Below are 16,608 nucleotides of genomic sequence, written 5' to 3' on the forward strand. Positions count from 1 at the left end.
ACTCTGGGTTAGATGAATTAGATCGGCCATCGAGCGACTCGCGGAGCCAGGACCATGCGGCGGAACTCATTTCTGATACTCACCTTCCTGGCGGGCACGGCTCTGTTTTCCGTGAGCGAGATCGGCGTTTCCGCCCAGGTGCCGAATGCCAAGAAGGCGCTGAAACAACTGGCAAAGGCCCAGGCCGAGGCGAAGAAAGCCGAGGACGCGAAGAAGGCTCAGGCCGATGCCAAGAAGGCCGAGGAGGCAAAGCGGACCACCGCCGCGAAGAAGAAGAGCGACTCCGACGACGAGCTCGCCCCGCTGAAACCGGCCCTGATCGGCGGCAAGAAGGACACGACCGCCGTCGCCAAGTTCATCGACGACCAGATCGCTGCCAAGCTCGCGGCCGAGAAGATGACGGCCTCGCCGACCTGCACCGACGAAGAGTTCCTCCGCCGGACCTACGTGGACATTTCCGGCGTCATCCCGACCGCCGAACAGGCGAAGGCGTTCCTCGCGGATAAGACCCCCGGCAAGCGTGCGAAACTGATCGACGACCTCCTCGCCTCGCCGAACTTCGGCCAGCACCAGGCCGACATCTGGATGGGCTTGCTCGTCCAGCGGACCTCTGACAGCCGCCGGGTGGACTTCGGCTCGTTACGCACCTGGCTCGCCGAAGAATTCAACGCCAACAAGTCGTGGGACGTGATCGCCACCGACATCGTGACCGCGACCGGCGAGCAGGAGAAGAACCCGGCCGTCGGCTTCTACCTGTCGAACAACACCGTGGACAAGATGACCGACGAACTGTGCAAGTCGTTCCTCGGCGTGCAACTCCAGTGCGCCCAGTGCCACGACCACAAGTTCAACGACTGGAAGCAGACCGAGTACTGGGCGATGGCACAGTTCTTCATGAAGGTCCAGGTCGCCGGGTTGGGGAAGGACGCGAAGCCGACCGTGGACGAGAAGCCGGTCGTCCGCCGCAACAAGATGAACGCACTCCCCGAATCGGCGAAGATGGTCGAGCCGAAGTTCCTGCAAGGCCCGTCCCCGAGCATCGGCCTGAAAGACCCGGCCCGACCGACGCTGGCGAAGTGGATGACCGGCCCGACGAACCCGTTCTTCGCCCGTGCGATGGTCAACCGCGTCTGGGGTGAACTCTTCGGCCGCGGCATTGTCAACCCGGTGGACGACATGGTCGGGCAGAACCTGCCGTCGCACCCCGAGATGCTGACCGGCCTCGCGGCCGACTTCGCCGCCAACGCTTTCGACGTGAAACACCTCGTCCGGTCGGTCTGCAACAGCAGTGCTTACCAGCGGTCGAGCAAATCGACGGCCGGCAACGAGAAGGCCGGCCCGCAACTGTACGCGACGATGGCGGTGAAGGTGCTCAGCCCCGAGCAACTCTTCGACAGCCTCGCGGTGGTGACGAAGTTCGATGCGAAGGCCGGCGGTCCGGCGGCACGCGACAAGATGGTGAAGGGCTTCGCCCCCGCCGCCCGCGACCGCTTCGTGAACTTCTTCCTGGCCGGGGCCGAGATGGTCAGCCTGACCGAGTACGAGGCGGGCATTCCCCAGGCCCTCAAGCTGATGAACTCCCGCCAGACGGCCGGCGGCAATCCGCAAGCTGTGCGGGCGGTCGTGGGGTCGTCCCGTGGGGCCGAGGCGATCGAGAAAATTTACCTCGCCACGCTCTCGCGGTTCCCGACGGACGCCGAGAAGGCCCGCCTCGGTGAGTACGTCTCGAAGGCGAGCCTCTCGCAAGACGGCCTCGCCGACGTGCTCTGGGCCGTCCTGAACAGCAGCGAGTTCACGCTGAACCGCTGAGGATGAAGGGGTGAGCGGGTGACACGGTGAAGGGGTGATAAACCCGCTGTCTTTTTTCACCCCTTCAGAACCTACGAACCCTTCCATCCCGAACGCTGAGGCCGCCATGTTTTCGAGCTTCCTCCAAGAACGCACCCGCCGCGAGGTGCTGCAACTCTCCGCCGCCGGGGTGTTCACTGCGGGCATGTCCGGCTGGATGCGCGTGCTGGCCGACAAGGTCGCCACGACGCCGGCCACGAAGGGGAAGCACAAGAGTTGCATCCTCCTGTGGATGGACGGAGGCCCGTCGCACAAGGACACGTTCGACCTGAAGCCGGACAGCAAGGGGGCCGGCGAGTTCAAGCCGATCAAGACCTCGGCCGACGGCATTCAGATCAGCGAGCACCTGCCGAAAGTCGCCGAGGTGATGAAGCACGGCGTTCTCGTCCGCGGCATGAGTACCCCGGAAGGGGCGCACGGTCGGGCGAAGTATTACGCCCACACCGGCTTCCGCGAAGGGCAGGGGGGCGTGACCTACCCGAGCCTCGGGGCGATCGTTTCGCAGCAACTCGGTAAACCCGAGGCGACCGTGCCGAACTACGTCGCCATCGCCGGCCGGTCGTTCGGCTCCGGCTTCCTCGGGCCGAAACATCAACCGCTGATGGTGCAAGCCCCGGACAAGGGGCTGGAAGACCTGAAGGCCCTCGTTTCGAACACGCAGTTCGACAAGCGGGTTGACTTGCTCAAGCAGATGGAAGAAGCGTTCCACCGCGAGTACAAGGTGGACCCGGTCAACGACCACAAGACGACCTACGACCGGGCCGTGACGCTCATGCAGTCGAAGGAAGCGAAGGCGTTCGACATTACGCAAGAGGCGGCCGCCACCCGAGCGAAGTACGGCAGCGGCAAGTTCGCCGACGGCGTGGTGATGGCCCGGCGGTTGGTCGAGGTTGGGGTGCCGTTCGTGGAAGTCGCCCTCGGCGGGTGGGATACCCACCTGGACAATTTTACCCGCGTCAAGAGCCTGTCCCAACAGGTGGACGCCGCCCTGTCGTCGCTGATCCTGGACCTGAAGGACCGCGGGCTGCTCGATTCGACCCTGGTCGTATGGATGGGCGAATTCGGGCGGACGCCGAACATCAACACCCGTGGGGCCAAGCCGGGCCGGGATCACTTCCCGCGGGCCTGGAACCTCGCCATGTTCGGCGGCGGCCTGAAGGGCGGCCAAGTGGTCGGCAAGACTGACAAGGAAGGGGCCGAGGTCGTCGAGCGGAAGACGACCGCCCAGGATTTCCTCGCCACGGTGTGCGACCTGCTCGGCATCGACCACACGAAGGAAAACATCACCCCCAACGGGCGGCCGATCAAACTCGTGGACAAGCCGAACCCGTTCACGAAACTGGTCGTGTGAGGGCCGGATTCAACGCCTGTTCCGAAGCGGCCGGTCAAGCCCGGCCGTTTGTCGTTTCGGTCCGACAGGAATGATTGTGTTTACCGTTGCCATTTCGTAACGTATACTGAGAAAAATCACACCCACGGACAGACCTGTCCCGGGAGACGCCCGGCGTGAAGAAGGCTCTCATCAGCGACATCCACGGCAACCTCGAAGCCCTGGAAGCAGTCCTTGCCGACATCAAGTCGTTAGGGATCACGGAAATTTATTGCCTCGGCGACGTGGTCGGCTACGGCCCGAACCCGCGTGAGTGCATCGACCTCATCATGGATTTCAAACTCGTCTTGCTCGGCAACCACGACCAGGGGGCGATGTTCGACCCGGACGGGTTCAACCAGGCGGCCGAGAAGGCGATCTTCTGGACCCGCGCCCAACTCGAGGCCGGCAGCGAGGCCCGCAGTGTCCGCGAAAAGCGGTGGGAGTTCCTGGCCGACCGCCCGCGGTCGTTCAAGGAGAACGGCTTCCTCTTCGTCCACGGGTCGGCCCGCAACCCGTTGAACGAGTACGTCTTCCCCGAAGACATTTACAACGCCCGCAAGATGGAACGCATCTTCTCGCTCGTCGAGCGGTACTGCTTCCAGGGCCACACGCACGTGCCGGGCATCTTCACCGAGAACATGCAGTTCCTCAGCCCCGAGGACATGGAGCACACCTACAAGCTCGACGACAAGAAGACGCTGTGCAACGTCGGCTCGGTCGGCCAGCCGCGGGACGGCAACCGCAAGGCGTGCTTCGTGGTGCTGGAAGACGACACGATCACCTTCCGCCGGGTCGAGTACGATTGGACGAAGACCCGCGACAAGATTTACGCCATCCCGGACCTGGACAACTTCCTCGGCGACCGCCTCGGCGAAGGCCGCTAAAAATGGCGAACGAGCCGATCCGAATGACCCACGGGACAACCCGTGGGGGAGGGCTGCCCTCCCGCTAAAAAGCCCTAGAAAAGCCGTCTTCTTCTCCCTCGATATTGCCTCGTTGTCGTAGTAACTGTCGTAGGAGAAAACGAGACGGACTTTGCGCATCCCCGCTTACTGCCTTCACCGACCGACGGGTCAAGCCTACGTCGTCTTACCCGGCACCAAGCGTAGAACCGTTTACCTCGGCCCCTGGGGCAGCCCCGAGAGTCGCCTCCGTTACGCGGAGGTGATCGCCAGTCTCGACGGCACTCCTCCGGCTCCCGTGCCATCTCTATCTCGACCACCCGCGATTCCGGCCCCGCCTTCTCTGCCCCAGAGCATCTCCCTCGCCGACGCCTACGCCCTCTGGATCGCCCACGCCCGCGTCTACTACCGCCGCCGGGACGGGACGCCGACTTCCGAGGCGGAGAACATCGAGCGGTCTTGGGGACCGCTGCTGACCCTCTTTCCGAACGTCCTCCTCGCATCGCTCACCAAGAAAGACTTCGTCGCCGCCCGCGAGGAGATGATCCGGCGGGGGTGGTGCCGAAAGCTCATCAAGAATCGGTGGGAACGGATCATCCGTGGGTTGAAGTGGCTCGCCTCCGAGAGCATCGCTCCCGAAGCCCCCGTCTCGGCGGCTTCTTTGCCGCACCTGATTCCGTACCGCACCGCAGCGCCTGAGACGGCTCCGATCCGCCCCGTCGCCCTCGCCGACGTTCGCGCCACGCAGGCCCACTTGAACCCGGTGCTGCGGTCGATGGTCGAACTCCAGCTCCTGACGGGGATGCGGCCCGGCGAAGTTCGAGAGTTGAAGAAGTCTGATCTCATCTGGGACGGTGCGGGCTGCGGGCGGGGGCTGCCGATCGGCCTATCTCTTTCGCAGCACAAGACCCTTCACCACGGCAAGGCCCGGCCGATCCCCCTCGGGGCCTCGGCCGCCGCCGTCGTCGCCGCCCGCCTCGCGGACGCCCCCGCCGACTGCGACTGGGTCTTCACGCTCTGGCGACTCCCCCGCCCGACTCCCTACTGCCGCCGGCTCTACGGCCGCTCCATTCACATCGCTTGCGATAGAGCGGGCGTTCCGCGGTGGCACCCGAACCAGATTCGCCACCTCGTCGCCACCGAAGTCCGCCGCCGGCTCTCCCTCGACGACGCCCGCGCCCTCCTCGGCCACGACGACCCCGCCACCACGCGAATCTATGTGGACGAAGACGCCCCCGCGGCCCGGAGAGCGGCAGAGGCGATGGAAGAGTTGCTGAAGCCGAAGGAGCCGCCCCAGCCGCCGAAACCGGAACCTCCGCCTGAGGGGGCGACGGAGTAGGAGAAGAAGGGGGGTGGGTCGCCCACCCCCGGCGTCTGCGTCTCTTCGCGGTCGGCGTCCTCATGAGTGTGGGAGGAGGGGCCGGGGCGGGCTCTTCGCGGGCGAAGTCGAGGTGCGGGACCCCAAGCCCCTCCCGCAGTAACACCGCCTACGCCGCCGTCCCCTTCGCCTCCGCCGTCCGCGACCGAGGCTCCGCCTCGGTCGCCCTCGCCGTCGCCTTCCGCGGGGGCGTCGGGACGTGTTCGACGACCATCTCCCAGGCCCGGCGGGCGAGGGCGTCGGGGTCGCCGTCCCAGGCGGTGAGGAGGGCGGTCAGGATCGCGAGGCGGGCGGGGGAGGCGGCGACGCGGGGGTCGGCGTGGGCGTCGCGGAGCCACCGCGGCAGGGGCCGGGGCGGGGCCGGCTTCTCCATCGCCTCCTTCAACGCCTTCGCCGCCGTAACCGCCTCCTCGTAGAGCCGCCACACCTCCCCGGACAGCCCCGCCGGGTTGCGCTCCCAGCCGCGGAGGAGGTGCTCGGCGACGGCCCGGCGGGGGACGGGGTGCGGTCGTAGGCGGCGAACAGGAGCCACGACGGGGCCGCCTGGGTCCGCCACCCCGCCGCTTTCTCGGCCGCCGCCGCCAGCGTCGGGTAGGTCCCCAGGAACCGCCGCCGGCCCCGCCCGTCGGTCGCGTAGACGAGCCAGACGCCCGCCGGGGTACAGTGGTAGACGCCGGGATGGCCGCGGACGGGCCGGGGGACCCGTTGGCGGGCGACCCGCCGGGTGAGGACGACGAGGTTCTCGCGGCGGTAGTCGAGGGTGTCAAAGTTGACGTGGGCGACGACGCGGCCCCGCGGCTTCAGGAGCAGGGTCGCGGGCGTGACCGTCTTCCGCCGCCGCCCTCGCCAAATCGTCGCGATCGCGCGGATCGAGTTGCCGCTAGAGGCGACTCGCCACTTGTGCCGGGAGAGGGCGTCGAAGTCGGCGGGGTCGCAGACCATCGCGTAGCCGCGGGTGAGGGGAATCGTCTGCGGCTCGGGCGGCGTCGGGGTCAGAGAAGGCGAGGGCGTCAGAGAAGGCGAGGGCGTCGGGGTCATCGGTAGCTCCTTTGGTGACGGACAGGGGAAGAACGGGGGCGAAAGGGTTGTCGATCAAGCCGAGATCGTCTGCCACGTCAGACCCAGCCGGGCGAGGAGGCCCCAGCACCCGTCGCGGTCCGGGGCGGTCGCCGGGCCGCAGGCCCCGCCGTCGAGGCCGAAGAGAACCCGGTCGGGGCCGCGGACGATCAACCCCGGCGGCGACGCCCCAGAGCGGCCGAGGCCGAAGGCGAGGGCGGCGAGGCCGTACCGGAGGCCCTGCCACCCCGCCCGGAGCCGGGCCATCCCCCGCGCGGCCAGCACCTCGTCGCCGCGGGCGACCTCGCCGCGGGCCGCGTCGCGGAGGCGGAAGGACCACCGCGCGTGGTTGTACTGCAACCGCTCGCCGTCGCGGAGGCAATCGGCGGAGACGGAGAGGGTCCAACTCCCCGCGGGGGCGACGCCGCGAAGGTGGAGGGCGAGGTGGGCGGTGAGGGGCGTCGGAGTCGGCGGGGTCGGTGGGCAGGGCACGGGAAACCTCGGATGAGAAGACGCCGTCGGGGTCGGCCGATCCGGTCCTCTGGACGCTAGGAATTGATCTCTTCAGAAGGCCGACCACCGTCGTAAGCGGTGTCAATCGCCCGCATCTGATCCTCGTGCCCTTCGCCGCTCCAACCGTCTAGGATGGCGGCGATCAGTTCCTCGCGAGAGTAGTAGTGTCTCAGAATCCGCAGAACCTTCTGCTCCCACCCGCGAGGCGGTCCGCCGGCCTGGAGGCGGCGGCGTAATCGGGCGAGAAGATCCGCGCGGATGCGTCTCAGGGTCGCGGTGAGCCTGCCGGATGCGTTGGCCTTTGAGGCTCCCCACCCGACTAACCTCGCGGCGTCGGCCTGTGTATGACCGAAGAGGTTGTCGTAGAGGAGTTCGATGAACTCCCGTTCCTGCTCGTCGAGTGATGCTAGCAACGGCGAGCCGCTAAGACCGCCGCCCCCCTCGTTTGGGGGGAGTTCCAGCCGGAGTCGCGAGTTGGGTTGCCGGCGGAAGCCGTGCAGGGCGTCGTCCTGCTCCTGGGGACTTCGGTAGTCCGGCTCGGGGGTGGGCTTTTGCTCCGCGGCCTTGATCCTCTTACCCAGAACTGTCTTCGCCCTCCAAGTACAGCACTGCCACGCATAACTAAATTCCGTCATCCCCTTCGAGGGGTCAAACTTGCGGGAGGCTCGCCACAACCCCCTCAGTACGATCTCTTTCAACTGATCGCGCGTAAGCAGGCGGCGGTAGAGTTCATTCTTCGGAGCGGCGATCCACTTCTCCAAGATGTTCCAGTGCGGGTGCGGGTCGAGGTACTTATCGAGCCGCTGTTCGGGCGTTTCTGCCGCTGCCAGATCGTTACACGTCGTCATCGCGTTCCCCCTTGCGTAAGTGGTTCAGGCCCGTTGGAAACTGTGTGGTCGCTTCGGCGAGACCGCCGGCTTCCGATCCGGCCACCACGTCTCAACCTCCTCGCCGACGGTATCACGGTCGCGAACGTAGCCGGCGCGGAGAAGTGCATCCTCCAACCGCCGTCGCAGACTCGGGCTGGATGACACCGGCAGATCAATCGGCGTCCCCTTCGGCCCGAACCGGCGGGCGAGGGCGTAGAGGTCGTCGGCCGCGGTCGCGGTCGAGCGGAGCTGCACCGCCAGCGACATCGAGTCGCCGTCGATTTCGAGTTCAGAGCGGAGCCGAAGCATAGACATCTCCAGTTGAGGTTGAGTCGTGGCAATGAACGCGGGCGGCCGACTCTCACGCCCTTGCAGACTGGCTCGCCGCGAAAGCAGATCATCCGGCGGCGAAACGAAGAGACCCCGCTGGGGAGCCCAGCAGGGTCAGTCGAGAATGAGCTATCGAGTCAGGAACTTCGGCGAAGACTTCTCAGCGGGCGTGGAAGGGCAGCCTACCCTCAGCGGCACTTGAGACCCGTCCCGCGACGGCGACCCCCGGTACTCGCCCTCTTGAGCCTTCTCGGGGTTTGCGAACAGAGCTTGGTCAACGCCGCCGGCTCGCCCGCTGAGCTTCAGCGGGGTCTGGCGGGGTCTCGCCGAAACGGGGGGCTGGTTCCCCACGCGGCTGAGACCACTCCCCTACTTGGCCGTTACGCCTTCGCGAGAGTTTGCTTCTGTAGCGTATCCAACTTCAAGGCGTATCGGGGCAGCCTACCCTGCCGCGGCGAATGAGACCCACCCCTCGGTGGCGTAGCCAGGTACTCGGCACCCTCGCGGATGACTTCGCTGGTCGGCGAACTGAGCCTATGTCCGCGCACCGGGGGCGACCTACCCTCGACGGCGCTTGAGACCCGCTCCGTAGCGGCGTCGCTGGTACTTGCACCCCCGTGGGTACTTCGCAGCGGTGGCAATTGGGCCTCGGCGGAGCCGCCCTCGCGGACTGCTCCGTGAAAGTTGTACGCTCGGCGAGGCCGAATCTTGCGCGGCTTTCTCGGAATTTTCTCCGCCGCGTCGCTTCCGCCTTGAAGGCGAGCGGGATGCCTTCACCCTACTAGACGACTCCCGTTCACGATCCTCACGCCGATTTTCTCTCCTCGGGTCTGTGGGAGTGGGTGATCCGGCCGAGGCCGGTTCCCGTCAACGACAAAAACCGCGACCCTTCTGGGTCGCGGCTTCTTCTTTATCCACTCTCCTACTTCGTCGGCGTCTTCAGGTGATCCACCAGCAGCGTCGTCAGCTTCGCCTCCAAGTCCTCGCCGTCGCCCCTCCCCCCCTCTCTCGCACACCACGTCGTAAGAGTCGCCGTCGGCGTCCCCGCCGGGGGTCAGCTTCACCAGCCGCAGGAGCCGGGTCGCGGGCTTGGGCACCGGCACCTCGCGGACGCCGTAGACGACCGTCGCCTTCGCCTGGATCAGAATCTGAGAGGCGACGGCGTCCCAGAGGGCGGCCCGCTGGGGCTGGGTCTTCTACTTCGGCGGCGTCTGCGGGGCGGCGATAGTCGGAGGAGTGGGGGCCGTCGTGAAGGCGTCTTTAAACTTGGACACGGCGACACCACTTATGATGCCGGTAAGGATCGCGAGGAAGGTCGAGAAGAGGGCGAGTTTGACCTGCCACCTACGATCCGAGTTCTTCGATTCCGTTGCCCGTTCACGTTCCTTCTGCTCTTGCTGCTCTTGCCACTCTTTCTGCTTTCGATCTCGCTCATCTTCACGGATGCGGAGTTGCTCACGGTGATCCATTTCGAGGTGTTCTTTGGGTGAGAAGTTGGGTCGATAGGCGAGGAACTGATCGCACTCTCTGTCACGATTGATTACGAGTAGAAAGCGGGCCGCTTCGGTTCCTTGTTCACGGTGGCTGTCGTGTTCGACTTGCAGGTCAGAAGCTCCGATCGAACAGAACGGAGGCGGCGAGCAGTCGCGAGGCGAAGCCCCCTTCGTTCGCGTGTCCACATCGGCTTCGCGAATCTTACGGTCGGAACCCTCGCGGACGCAAAGTAGGCCGCACTTCCCACAACGAACGCTCATCGCCGACTCCCTCCCAGACCGAGGGCGTCAGATTAATCGACGCTCGCTATTCAATCAAGCAACTTCGAGGCGGAGTTCTTGCACCTGCGAGAGCGGCTTATCCGCAGGCTACCTCGCCGCCTTAGACCCAGACCCTACGGGGACGGCGAACCGCCCCCTTCTCCTCCTTCACTTTCGCCGACGCTGACGCGGGCGGCGAAGCCGCCGGGCCTACTCTTTGCCCAAGACGAGATCGACGACCCAGCACCCGCGGCAGTGGGGGCCGGGGCCGCGGAGGTGGGTGAGAACCGCGGCTTCTTCACAGCCCGCGTCTTCGAGGGCGTCGGCGAGAATTGGGAGGCGGTCCCAGGCCCGGTCTTCGTAAGCGGCTTCGGCGAGGGAGCGGGCGGTGGAGCTGACCCAGGCGGCGTCGAAGAACGGGGAGCGGAAGGGGTCGCCGAATATGTCTCTAAGCAGACCCGCTTGAACAACGGCTTCGAGTGAGCCGCCGACCTCGTTCACCTCCGGTCGCCGGGGGAACGCGGAGAGGGCGATGTTCGCGTTCACCGAGGCGTAGACGGCGGCCGGGTAGGGGTCGTTGTCGAGAGCGCACAAGAAGGCACAGAAATCGGCCTCCAGGGCGTCGAGCGTGCGGTCGGTAATCTCCCACCGCTTGCCGAGAACCCGCTCGATCGCGGCGTCCCACTCCTCCGGCGAACCAATCCGGTCGGCCTCTCGGTCCAGGGCCGTCAGGTAATCCTCGGCGTCGGCGAGGTCGCCGTTCGCCCCCCGTGCCCGCAGAACGCGGTCGCAACAGGCGCTGGCGAACAGCCGCAGCTTCCGATCTGACGCCGTCGCCTTCAAGAACTCTAGCATTCGCGTCGGGTCAGCAGAGATCGACCACTCCTGCTCGGTCATTCGCACCCCCCGCCCCGATCTTACGCGACGGCGACCCAGAAGAGAACCGCCCGGCGGGGCGGCCCCGCCCACACCATCGCCGATCGAGACGCCGACGGAGAAGGAGACGAAGAGGAGAGGGCGACGCCGTCGGGGTCGGCGTCCCTGTGTCTGTGGGAGTGGCTGCCTGGTGGCCGCTACTCATCGCCCGCTACCCCGCCCATTCGAGATACCGATACAGCTCGGCCAGGCACTCCGTCTCGGTCGCCCCCGCCCCCGTCTCGGCGTCGAAGGCGGCGAAGCCGAAGGCGACGCGGGCGGCGTCGGCGAGGGTCCCCAGGGCCGTCGCCGCCTCGGCGTCGTCGGCGGTCTGGGCGGCGGATAAGAGGGCGTTCAGCTCGCCCCGCGTCTGAAGCAGGAGCTTGTGGCGGATCGCGAGGGGGTCTAAGTAGTGGCCGTCGGCGGCGGCGTAGACGCGGTGGGCGGGGTCGGTGAAGATCATCGGGGGCTCCGAAGGAGGGGAAGAAGAAGTCGAGGGGCAGGAGATCAGAGGTCGCGGAACCGCAGTCGGCGTCGCGGCGGGGGCGGCGTCGGACTCAGCGGCCGGGCCGCGGTCGAGGGCAGCGGCGGCGTCCCCGTCGCGGGCTGGGCCTGCGGCGGCAGTCGCGGCACGTAAGCGGGGTTCGGCTGCGGTCGCTGATAAAGCCTCAGCCGCGGACTCGCGTGCGACTCATCGGGGGCGGCGGACCCCCGCCGTCCCAGCTCCGGCGGCGTCACCGGCTCGGGCCGCTCACTCAGTCTCAGCCGCGGCGGCGGCTTTTCCCCCTCCGCCCGGCGGGGACTCAGCAGCCGCGGGGTCACGGCCGAGGGCCGGCTCCACTCGCGGAGTCGCGGGGTCGGCGTCCCTGGCGGGGATTGCATCGGCAGCCGCGACGCCGTCAGCAGCACCGGGGCCGTCGCGGGCAGCTCCCGCGGGCGGAGCAGCACCGGCCGCCCCGGCGACGGGCGGGCGAGCAGCCGCAGCCGCGGCGAGGGGGGCGACCCCGGCGGCGGGGGCGTCCGCAGCTTCAGCTTCGGCGGGGGCGGCGAGTCGGGGGGCGGGGCCGTCCGCAGCCGCAGCCGGGGGGCGTCGGCGAGGGGGGAGCGGTAGGCGAGGAGTCGCGACATCGGTCGCGGCGGGGTCGGCTCGGGGTCTGAGGCCCGCGACTTCGGCGGCGGCAGCGGCGCGAGCGTCGGGCGGGTCAGGAGGTGAAGGCGGGCCGAGGTGACGCGGGGGAGGGGGAGGAGCCGAAGAGGGGTCTGCGGACGGGGCAGCGGCGAGAGCTGGGGCGGCGGACCCTCTCGGCGGGGGAGCGAGAGGAGGCGAGGAGGCGGCTTCGGCGGGGGCGGGGTCTGGGTCGGGGTCATAGGAGGGGACTCGGTGATGTGGGAGGAGGGGCGGCGAGCGGCGAGGCGACGAGGTGACTTACTCCGCGGTATCGTTGTCGTTGCAGACCCAGACGCTGACCCCGCGGCGGGTCGGGTCCGGCTCCTCGGCGAACCCCGCGCGGGCGAGGGCGACGGCACAGCGGCGGCGGAGGTCCGGGTCTTCGACGCGGGGGAACTCCATCCGCATCCCCGGCTCCCTGTTCGCGGCGGCCACGCCAGCGAGAGAGGCGGGGAAATCGGCGGGGCGGGGGTGTAGAGGAGGACCGACCGGCTCCCGTCGGCGGCGGATTCATCGCCCGGCTCGTCGAACGGTGGTTCGTCGGGGGAGACCCAGACTGAGAACGGAGGCGTGACGAGGCTCGGAGCTGGAATGGAGAGGTAGCTCATGCGAAAGGGTCGAGAGGAGGGAAAAGTTCAGTAGCCGAAGACTAAGCTCGTTAGAATCGCAACAGCAAAGAAACCGCCGATGATTGCCCATGCGATCATCGTCTGCTTCTTCGGGTCGGGATTCAGCCGGCGGTAAGTCGCGTAGCAGTCGGGGCAGAGGTGAAGGCTCTCGCCCTGTTTGAAGTGCGTCCCCGAGGTGACGACGTGACGGAGATCGGCGTCGGACTCGGGGCAGTTGCAGTAGGTACACTTCATCGGAAACCTCCTCCGTCAGCTTAGCTGCCGCCGCCCTCCGCGAGAAGCCTCAACCGCCCCCACCCGGCGGCGGCGGCGGGGACGCTGGGGGGACGAGGACCGGCCGTGTCCGAGAATCTTCGGCAGCGACGGCCCCTGTCGCGTAGATCGCGGACGGCCAATACTCGACGACCGGCCAGATGCCCCCCGTCTCGGGCAGCCCCCAGTCGGGCCGGCTCACATCAATCCTTCGCCCGAGGATCTCGCCCCTTTTCGGCCCCGGCTCAGTTTCGAGCAGCGGGTTATCGAGAGACACCGTCGAGTTTAGAAACTCCGGCGAGAGCTGCTCGGCTTCGAGTGAGAACGGCGGGGACGTGACGACGAGGCCCTCGTACACGTCGGGAAGAACGCGCTCGACGAATTCGAAGACGGCCAACGCCGTGTATACCACGCTGCCGCCGTCGAGGTTGACCTGGGACGACACGTTCAGCGTGCCCTTCACGAACTTGAACCGGCCGTCGGTCGAGTCGCCGGGGTAGGGGATGATCGGCGGCTGGCCCTCCTTCGTGGCCTCGATGCGGGTGATCTTCTTCCGCGTCGGCGGACGGACCGCGATCCCGACGGTCGGGTCGTAGGCCGCCCGCTGGGCGGGATCATCGGAGATTTTGTCCCCCTTCAGCATGTATTCCACGCCGCTGTCGAAGATGAACTCGTCTTCAGCTTTGTACGTCTTGTAGTTTGCACGGCTGCCGTCGTCGCGGACTCGATAGGCCATCACGGAACTCCGATGTCGGGTTTCTTGCCCCGCGCGGCCCAGTAGGCGACGGGGTGGGGTTTGGGGGATTGTTGCTGAGCCGGCGTCGGCACCGCACCGCCCTTGTCGGCGGCGTCGGCGTAGGCCTCGGGGCCGCCAGGTTTGGCGTCGCGGGGATTCGCGCCGACTTTGACCTCGGGATGCGGGATGAACCCCTCGGGGTCGGCGATCGACTGGTACGCGATCAGTTCGAGCCAGCCCCGGCTCAGACGATCGGAAGGGGGCGAGGCGGCTTCGGCGGTCGCGGCTTGGGACAGGAGCAACTTCCCGTCGCCCGCGAGCTTCGGCGGAGGCCCGAAAACGAACCGGCCCACGCGGTCGAGGGCGTCGAAGGAGCCGCCGGTGATCTCGTCGGCAACGCCGACGAAGACGGGTTGGTAGCCCGTCATCGGCTCGCCTTCGAGTCGATTCTTGAGTCCTTGCAGGAGATTAGTATCGGTTCGGTGACGGCGTAGCGTGTGGCAGTCCGTACCCGCAATGGCGGATGTAGGCCGCACACTCGTCCGGCTGGAACACCCGCGACACCGACGCCAGGAATGTAAGGAGGGTCGGGACAGCCCGGTGGCCGTCCGATCGGAGGAGCCGCTTGAGCTTGGCGAATGCCAGCTCGATCGGGTTCAGATCCGGCGAGTACGGGGGGAGGAACACCAGCCGGCACCCGGCGGCTTCAACCGCCGTCCGGACGGCGGCCGACTTGTGACACGGCAGGTTGTCGAGCACCACCGTGTCACCCGGTCGCAGGGCCGGGACCAAGACGGACGTGACGTAGTCGCGGAACCGATCCCCGGTCATGGGCCCGTCGAGCACCTGGGTGGCGACCATCCCGTCGGCACGGACGGCGGCCGTGAAGGTCAGGCTCTTGTAGTGACCGTGGGGGACCGAACCGACGACCGGGTCGCCCCTGGGGGCGTACCCGTACCGCCGGTCCATGGTCGTGTTGGCGGCCGTCTCGTCCACGAACACGACCCGCGTCGGGTCGACGGCCGGGGCGGTGTCGCTACGCCAGGCGTCGCGGGCGGCCCGCACGTCCGGCCGGTCCTGTTCGGCCGCCCGGGTGACTTTTTTTGAACGTGTACCCGAGCCCGCGGACGGCGGCCCACAGGGTGGACAGGGCCACCGTGACCTTCAACTCGCCGCGGAGTTCGACCAGGGTCAGGTCCGGGGTGGCGGCCAGGAGTTCGCGGATGCGGTGGTGGTGGGCGGCCAGTTTCGCGGCGCGGGTCGGGCGGGCGACGCGGGGGCCGACTTCGCCGGTCTGCCGATGCCGCTGCCGGAGCCGGCGGACCCAGGCCGGGCTGACGGAGAACCGGTCGGCCAGCTCGGCCGTGCCGTCCCCGGCCGCGGCGGCCTCCAGCACCCGGACCCGAAGATCGATCGAGTACGCCCGCATGTCGCGCCCTCCTGGCGAGGTGTGAGGGTACGCCATCACACGTGGGACACGCTAGATCAGGTTCGAAACGACACTAGTCAAGCCGCCCTGGGTCAGAACGACTTCGACCGAGCAGCTCCGATTCGTCCAATCGTGATGGCTGAAGATTCGCGTCCCCGGCGGCAGTAGACCGATCTCGCCGGCGCGGCTGCGGCGAAGCGCACCCATTACAAGTGCCAGTGCCGTCTTGTAGATGTCCGCCATCGACGCGGTCGGGTTGCCACTTACCGTGGCTGAACACTTCGTAACCAAGCCCGGAACAAGATTCTTTGCGGCAGCAAAGGTCTTGTTGAGCCCGTCCCCGAGTCGGTCCCAGGGGATTGCCATCGCGAGGCGACCCACGGCGGCTAACGGAATCGGCATTTGAATCACCTACGGGTTCGAGTTCTGGGGCGCATTCGGCGGGGGCAATCGGCGACGACGCTGCCGCTGGCGGCGACCCGGCCCCTGCTGCTGACTCTTGTCTTCGTCGGCTTGCTCGCGGCTGAAATTGCGATTTGCCCGATATTCAAACACGGATGAGTATGTATCCAAGATCGACGCGAAGGTGTCGCCCTCTTTGGTGAGCATCTGCTGAAGCTCGACTTGCGCCCGCGTCACGCCGACGCCCGTGCCGTCGATGAGCGTCGCCTTCTGTTGCACGTCCACGAACGAGTAATGGAGTCGTCGGTGGTCCTCGTCGAGCGCGACGGTCACGGCCTCCCGCCTAAATCCTCTGGGTATCTTGGGCGCGAGATTCGGTCGCCACCCGTCGATCACCAGCTTCAGCCGCTCAATTGCCGCGGCATCGAAATGGGCCACACCCTCGACGACTCGCGTCGTGAAGTAGTCCGCGTCCAGCTCGTGCGTTTCTCGCCAGTTGTTCGACAAAAGTACCGAAGAGGGGTCTGTCTTCGAGTAGGTGCCGTCCCGCTCGTAGGCCGTGATTTGAAAGTTGGCGACGATGGTGCGGGCGTTCCCGACGATGCGGCGGATGTTGAAAGCGATCGGCGTCGGCCCCGCGTTGCAATCGCACTGGTCGCCCTCGCGGGGCAAGTCGAGGAGGTATTCGATGACATTCTGGTTGCTGAGGTTCGACTGCTCGTAGAACCGCAACTTCTGACGAGGCCGCATCAGGTGGGCGCGGATGTTCACGTCCGTCGTCGTCGCCGAGGTCGGGAACTGTAGCCGTTCCTCCTGAATGATGTTTCGAATCTCCCGGCCCCATGGGTCCAAGAGCGGCTTCAAGTTCGGCGCGATCGGCGGCGTCGAGTAATTGACAAAGCCGGCGTCGGGGCCGAGGACAACTTCGGCGTTAATCGTCCAGCGGTGGAAGAGGTACGTGTCGCCGTCGTCGTCGTAGACGGCTTCGCGGTTGCAATCGTAGGTGAGCGTCTCCATTTTGACGCCGGCGTATTCGAGGAACAAGAGAGGCTCCG

Annotated in this window: 22 protein-coding genes; 4 read left to right on the plus strand and 18 right to left on the minus strand. The window is 67.0% G+C overall.

The window, feature by feature from the left end:
• The first annotated feature begins 54 nt into the window (after positions 1–54).
• The 4 genes from PX52LOC_RS18975 (at position 55) to PX52LOC_RS18990 (ending at position 5,461) form a co-directional block, all read left to right on the plus strand.
• The gene (locus PX52LOC_RS18975; protein ID WP_149111569.1) at positions 55–1,809 is read left to right on the plus strand and encodes a DUF1549 and DUF1553 domain-containing protein; all 1,755 of its coding nucleotides are present in this window, start codon (positions 55–57) and stop codon (positions 1,807–1,809) included.
• Between the two features lie 106 nt (positions 1,810–1,915).
• Positions 1,916–3,199, plus strand: a complete 1,284-nt coding sequence (locus tag PX52LOC_RS18980; protein WP_149111570.1) for a DUF1501 domain-containing protein — start codon at positions 1,916–1,918, stop codon at positions 3,197–3,199.
• 155 nt (positions 3,200–3,354) lie between these two features.
• Positions 3,355–4,104, plus strand: coding sequence for a metallophosphoesterase family protein (locus PX52LOC_RS18985; RefSeq protein WP_149111571.1), 750 nt, complete (start codon positions 3,355–3,357; stop codon positions 4,102–4,104).
• A 151-nt stretch (positions 4,105–4,255) separates the two neighbouring features.
• Positions 4,256–5,461: a tyrosine-type recombinase/integrase gene (locus PX52LOC_RS18990; protein ID WP_149111572.1), complete on the plus strand. Its 1,206-nt coding sequence runs from the start codon at positions 4,256–4,258 to the stop codon at positions 5,459–5,461.
• Between the two features lie 148 nt (positions 5,462–5,609).
• Here the strand turns inward: PX52LOC_RS18990 and PX52LOC_RS18995 are convergent, their stop codons facing one another.
• The 18 genes from PX52LOC_RS18995 to PX52LOC_RS19075 form a co-directional block, all read right to left on the minus strand.
• Entirely contained in the window at positions 5,610–5,927 is a 318-nt protein-coding gene (locus tag PX52LOC_RS18995) for a hypothetical protein (RefSeq protein ID WP_149111573.1), read from the minus strand.
• Positions 5,882–6,538, minus strand: coding sequence for a hypothetical protein (locus tag PX52LOC_RS19000; RefSeq protein ID WP_149111574.1), 657 nt, complete (start codon positions 6,536–6,538; stop codon positions 5,882–5,884). The genes PX52LOC_RS18995 and PX52LOC_RS19000 overlap by 46 nt, the downstream gene beginning before the upstream one ends.
• 54 nt (positions 6,539–6,592) lie before the next feature.
• Positions 6,593–7,048, minus strand: a complete 456-nt coding sequence (locus PX52LOC_RS19005; RefSeq protein WP_149111575.1) for a hypothetical protein — start codon at positions 7,046–7,048, stop codon at positions 6,593–6,595.
• Between the two features lie 56 nt (positions 7,049–7,104).
• The gene (locus tag PX52LOC_RS19010; RefSeq protein ID WP_149111576.1) at positions 7,105–7,917 is read right to left on the minus strand and encodes a hypothetical protein; all 813 of its coding nucleotides are present in this window, start codon (positions 7,915–7,917) and stop codon (positions 7,105–7,107) included.
• 24 nt (positions 7,918–7,941) lie between these two features.
• Complete coding sequence (locus tag PX52LOC_RS19015) at positions 7,942–8,247, minus strand: hypothetical protein (protein ID WP_149111577.1); 306 nt, start codon at positions 8,245–8,247, stop codon at positions 7,942–7,944.
• Between the two features lie 794 nt (positions 8,248–9,041).
• Positions 9,042–9,365 (minus strand): hypothetical protein, encoded by a 324-nt coding sequence (locus tag PX52LOC_RS19020; protein ID WP_149111578.1) that lies wholly within the window; start codon positions 9,363–9,365, stop codon positions 9,042–9,044.
• A gap of 99 nt (positions 9,366–9,464) precedes the next feature.
• A complete protein-coding gene (locus PX52LOC_RS19025; protein ID WP_149111579.1) occupies positions 9,465–9,737 on the minus strand; it encodes a hypothetical protein in 273 nt (90 codons plus the stop codon).
• Positions 9,738–10,232: 495 nt separating this feature from the next.
• Positions 10,233–10,919: a hypothetical protein gene (locus tag PX52LOC_RS42635; protein ID WP_246173764.1), complete on the minus strand. Its 687-nt coding sequence runs from the start codon at positions 10,917–10,919 to the stop codon at positions 10,233–10,235.
• A 190-nt stretch (positions 10,920–11,109) separates the two neighbouring features.
• Entirely contained in the window at positions 11,110–11,400 is a 291-nt protein-coding gene (locus PX52LOC_RS19035) for a hypothetical protein (protein WP_149111580.1), read from the minus strand.
• A gap of 44 nt (positions 11,401–11,444) precedes the next feature.
• Positions 11,445–12,305 carry a hypothetical protein gene (locus PX52LOC_RS19040; RefSeq protein WP_149111581.1) on the minus strand — a complete coding sequence of 287 codons (861 nt, stop codon included), beginning with the start codon at positions 12,303–12,305 and terminating at the stop codon, positions 11,445–11,447.
• A gap of 58 nt (positions 12,306–12,363) precedes the next feature.
• Positions 12,364–12,507, minus strand: coding sequence for a hypothetical protein (locus PX52LOC_RS40700; protein ID WP_168219093.1), 144 nt, complete (start codon positions 12,505–12,507; stop codon positions 12,364–12,366).
• Between the two features lie 233 nt (positions 12,508–12,740).
• Entirely contained in the window at positions 12,741–12,968 is a 228-nt protein-coding gene (locus PX52LOC_RS19045) for a hypothetical protein (RefSeq protein WP_149111582.1), read from the minus strand.
• Positions 12,969–13,017: 49 nt separating this feature from the next.
• Positions 13,018–13,722 carry a hypothetical protein gene (locus PX52LOC_RS19050; protein ID WP_149111583.1) on the minus strand — a complete coding sequence of 235 codons (705 nt, stop codon included), beginning with the start codon at positions 13,720–13,722 and terminating at the stop codon, positions 13,018–13,020.
• Positions 13,722–14,150, minus strand: a complete 429-nt coding sequence (locus tag PX52LOC_RS19055; protein ID WP_149111584.1) for a hypothetical protein — start codon at positions 14,148–14,150, stop codon at positions 13,722–13,724. The genes PX52LOC_RS19050 and PX52LOC_RS19055 overlap by 1 nt, the downstream gene beginning before the upstream one ends.
• Positions 14,151–14,190: 40 nt before the next feature.
• The gene (locus PX52LOC_RS19060) at positions 14,191–14,787 is read right to left on the minus strand and encodes an IS630 family transposase (protein WP_149109941.1); all 597 of its coding nucleotides are present in this window, start codon (positions 14,785–14,787) and stop codon (positions 14,191–14,193) included.
• A complete protein-coding gene (locus PX52LOC_RS19065; RefSeq protein ID WP_168218896.1) occupies positions 14,759–15,151 on the minus strand; it encodes a helix-turn-helix domain-containing protein in 393 nt (130 codons plus the stop codon). The genes PX52LOC_RS19060 and PX52LOC_RS19065 overlap by 29 nt, the downstream gene beginning before the upstream one ends.
• Before the next feature lie 51 nt (positions 15,152–15,202).
• Positions 15,203–15,553: a hypothetical protein gene (locus PX52LOC_RS19070; protein WP_149111585.1), complete on the minus strand. Its 351-nt coding sequence runs from the start codon at positions 15,551–15,553 to the stop codon at positions 15,203–15,205.
• A 9-nt stretch (positions 15,554–15,562) separates the two neighbouring features.
• Positions 15,563–16,597 (minus strand): hypothetical protein, encoded by a 1,035-nt coding sequence (locus PX52LOC_RS19075; protein ID WP_149111586.1) that lies wholly within the window; start codon positions 16,595–16,597, stop codon positions 15,563–15,565.
• Positions 16,598–16,608: the final 11 nt, after the last annotated feature.

This window comes from Limnoglobus roseus (assembly GCF_008254045.1).
In the GTDB taxonomy this organism is placed as follows: domain Bacteria; phylum Planctomycetota; class Planctomycetia; order Gemmatales; family Gemmataceae; genus Limnoglobus; species Limnoglobus roseus.

Excerpts from the sequence above, each read along its gene's own strand:
- PX52LOC_RS18975 (WP_149111569.1), top strand. The coding sequence starts at position 55 with ATGCGGCGGAACTCATTTCTGATACTCACCTTCCTGGCGGGCACGGCT.
- PX52LOC_RS18980 (WP_149111570.1), top strand. The coding sequence starts at position 1,916 with ATGTTTTCGAGCTTCCTCCAAGAACGCACCCGCCGCGAGGTGCTGCAA.
- PX52LOC_RS19000 (WP_149111574.1), bottom strand. The coding sequence starts at position 6,538 with ATGACCCCGACGCCCTCGCCTTCTCTGACGCCCTCGCCTTCTCTGACC.
- PX52LOC_RS19010 (WP_149111576.1), bottom strand. The coding sequence starts at position 7,917 with ATGACGACGTGTAACGATCTGGCAGCGGCAGAAACGCCCGAACAGCGG.
- PX52LOC_RS19015 (WP_149111577.1), bottom strand. The coding sequence starts at position 8,247 with ATGCTTCGGCTCCGCTCTGAACTCGAAATCGACGGCGACTCGATGTCG.
- PX52LOC_RS19025 (WP_149111579.1), bottom strand. The coding sequence starts at position 9,737 with ATGGATCACCGTGAGCAACTCCGCATCCGTGAAGATGAGCGAGATCGA.
- PX52LOC_RS42635 (WP_246173764.1), bottom strand. The coding sequence starts at position 10,919 with ATGACCGAGCAGGAGTGGTCGATCTCTGCTGACCCGACGCGAATGCTA.
- PX52LOC_RS19035 (WP_149111580.1), bottom strand. The coding sequence starts at position 11,400 with ATGATCTTCACCGACCCCGCCCACCGCGTCTACGCCGCCGCCGACGGC.
- PX52LOC_RS19040 (WP_149111581.1), bottom strand. The coding sequence starts at position 12,305 with ATGACCCCGACCCAGACCCCGCCCCCGCCGAAGCCGCCTCCTCGCCTC.
- PX52LOC_RS40700 (WP_168219093.1), bottom strand. The coding sequence starts at position 12,507 with ATGGAGTTCCCCCGCGTCGAAGACCCGGACCTCCGCCGCCGCTGTGCC.
- PX52LOC_RS19045 (WP_149111582.1), bottom strand. The coding sequence starts at position 12,968 with ATGAAGTGTACCTACTGCAACTGCCCCGAGTCCGACGCCGATCTCCGT.
- PX52LOC_RS19050 (WP_149111583.1), bottom strand. The coding sequence starts at position 13,722 with ATGGCCTATCGAGTCCGCGACGACGGCAGCCGTGCAAACTACAAGACG.
- PX52LOC_RS19055 (WP_149111584.1), bottom strand. The coding sequence starts at position 14,150 with ATGACGGGCTACCAACCCGTCTTCGTCGGCGTTGCCGACGAGATCACC.
- PX52LOC_RS19065 (WP_168218896.1), bottom strand. The coding sequence starts at position 15,151 with ATGCGGGCGTACTCGATCGATCTTCGGGTCCGGGTGCTGGAGGCCGCC.
- PX52LOC_RS19070 (WP_149111585.1), bottom strand. The coding sequence starts at position 15,553 with ATGCCGATTCCGTTAGCCGCCGTGGGTCGCCTCGCGATGGCAATCCCC.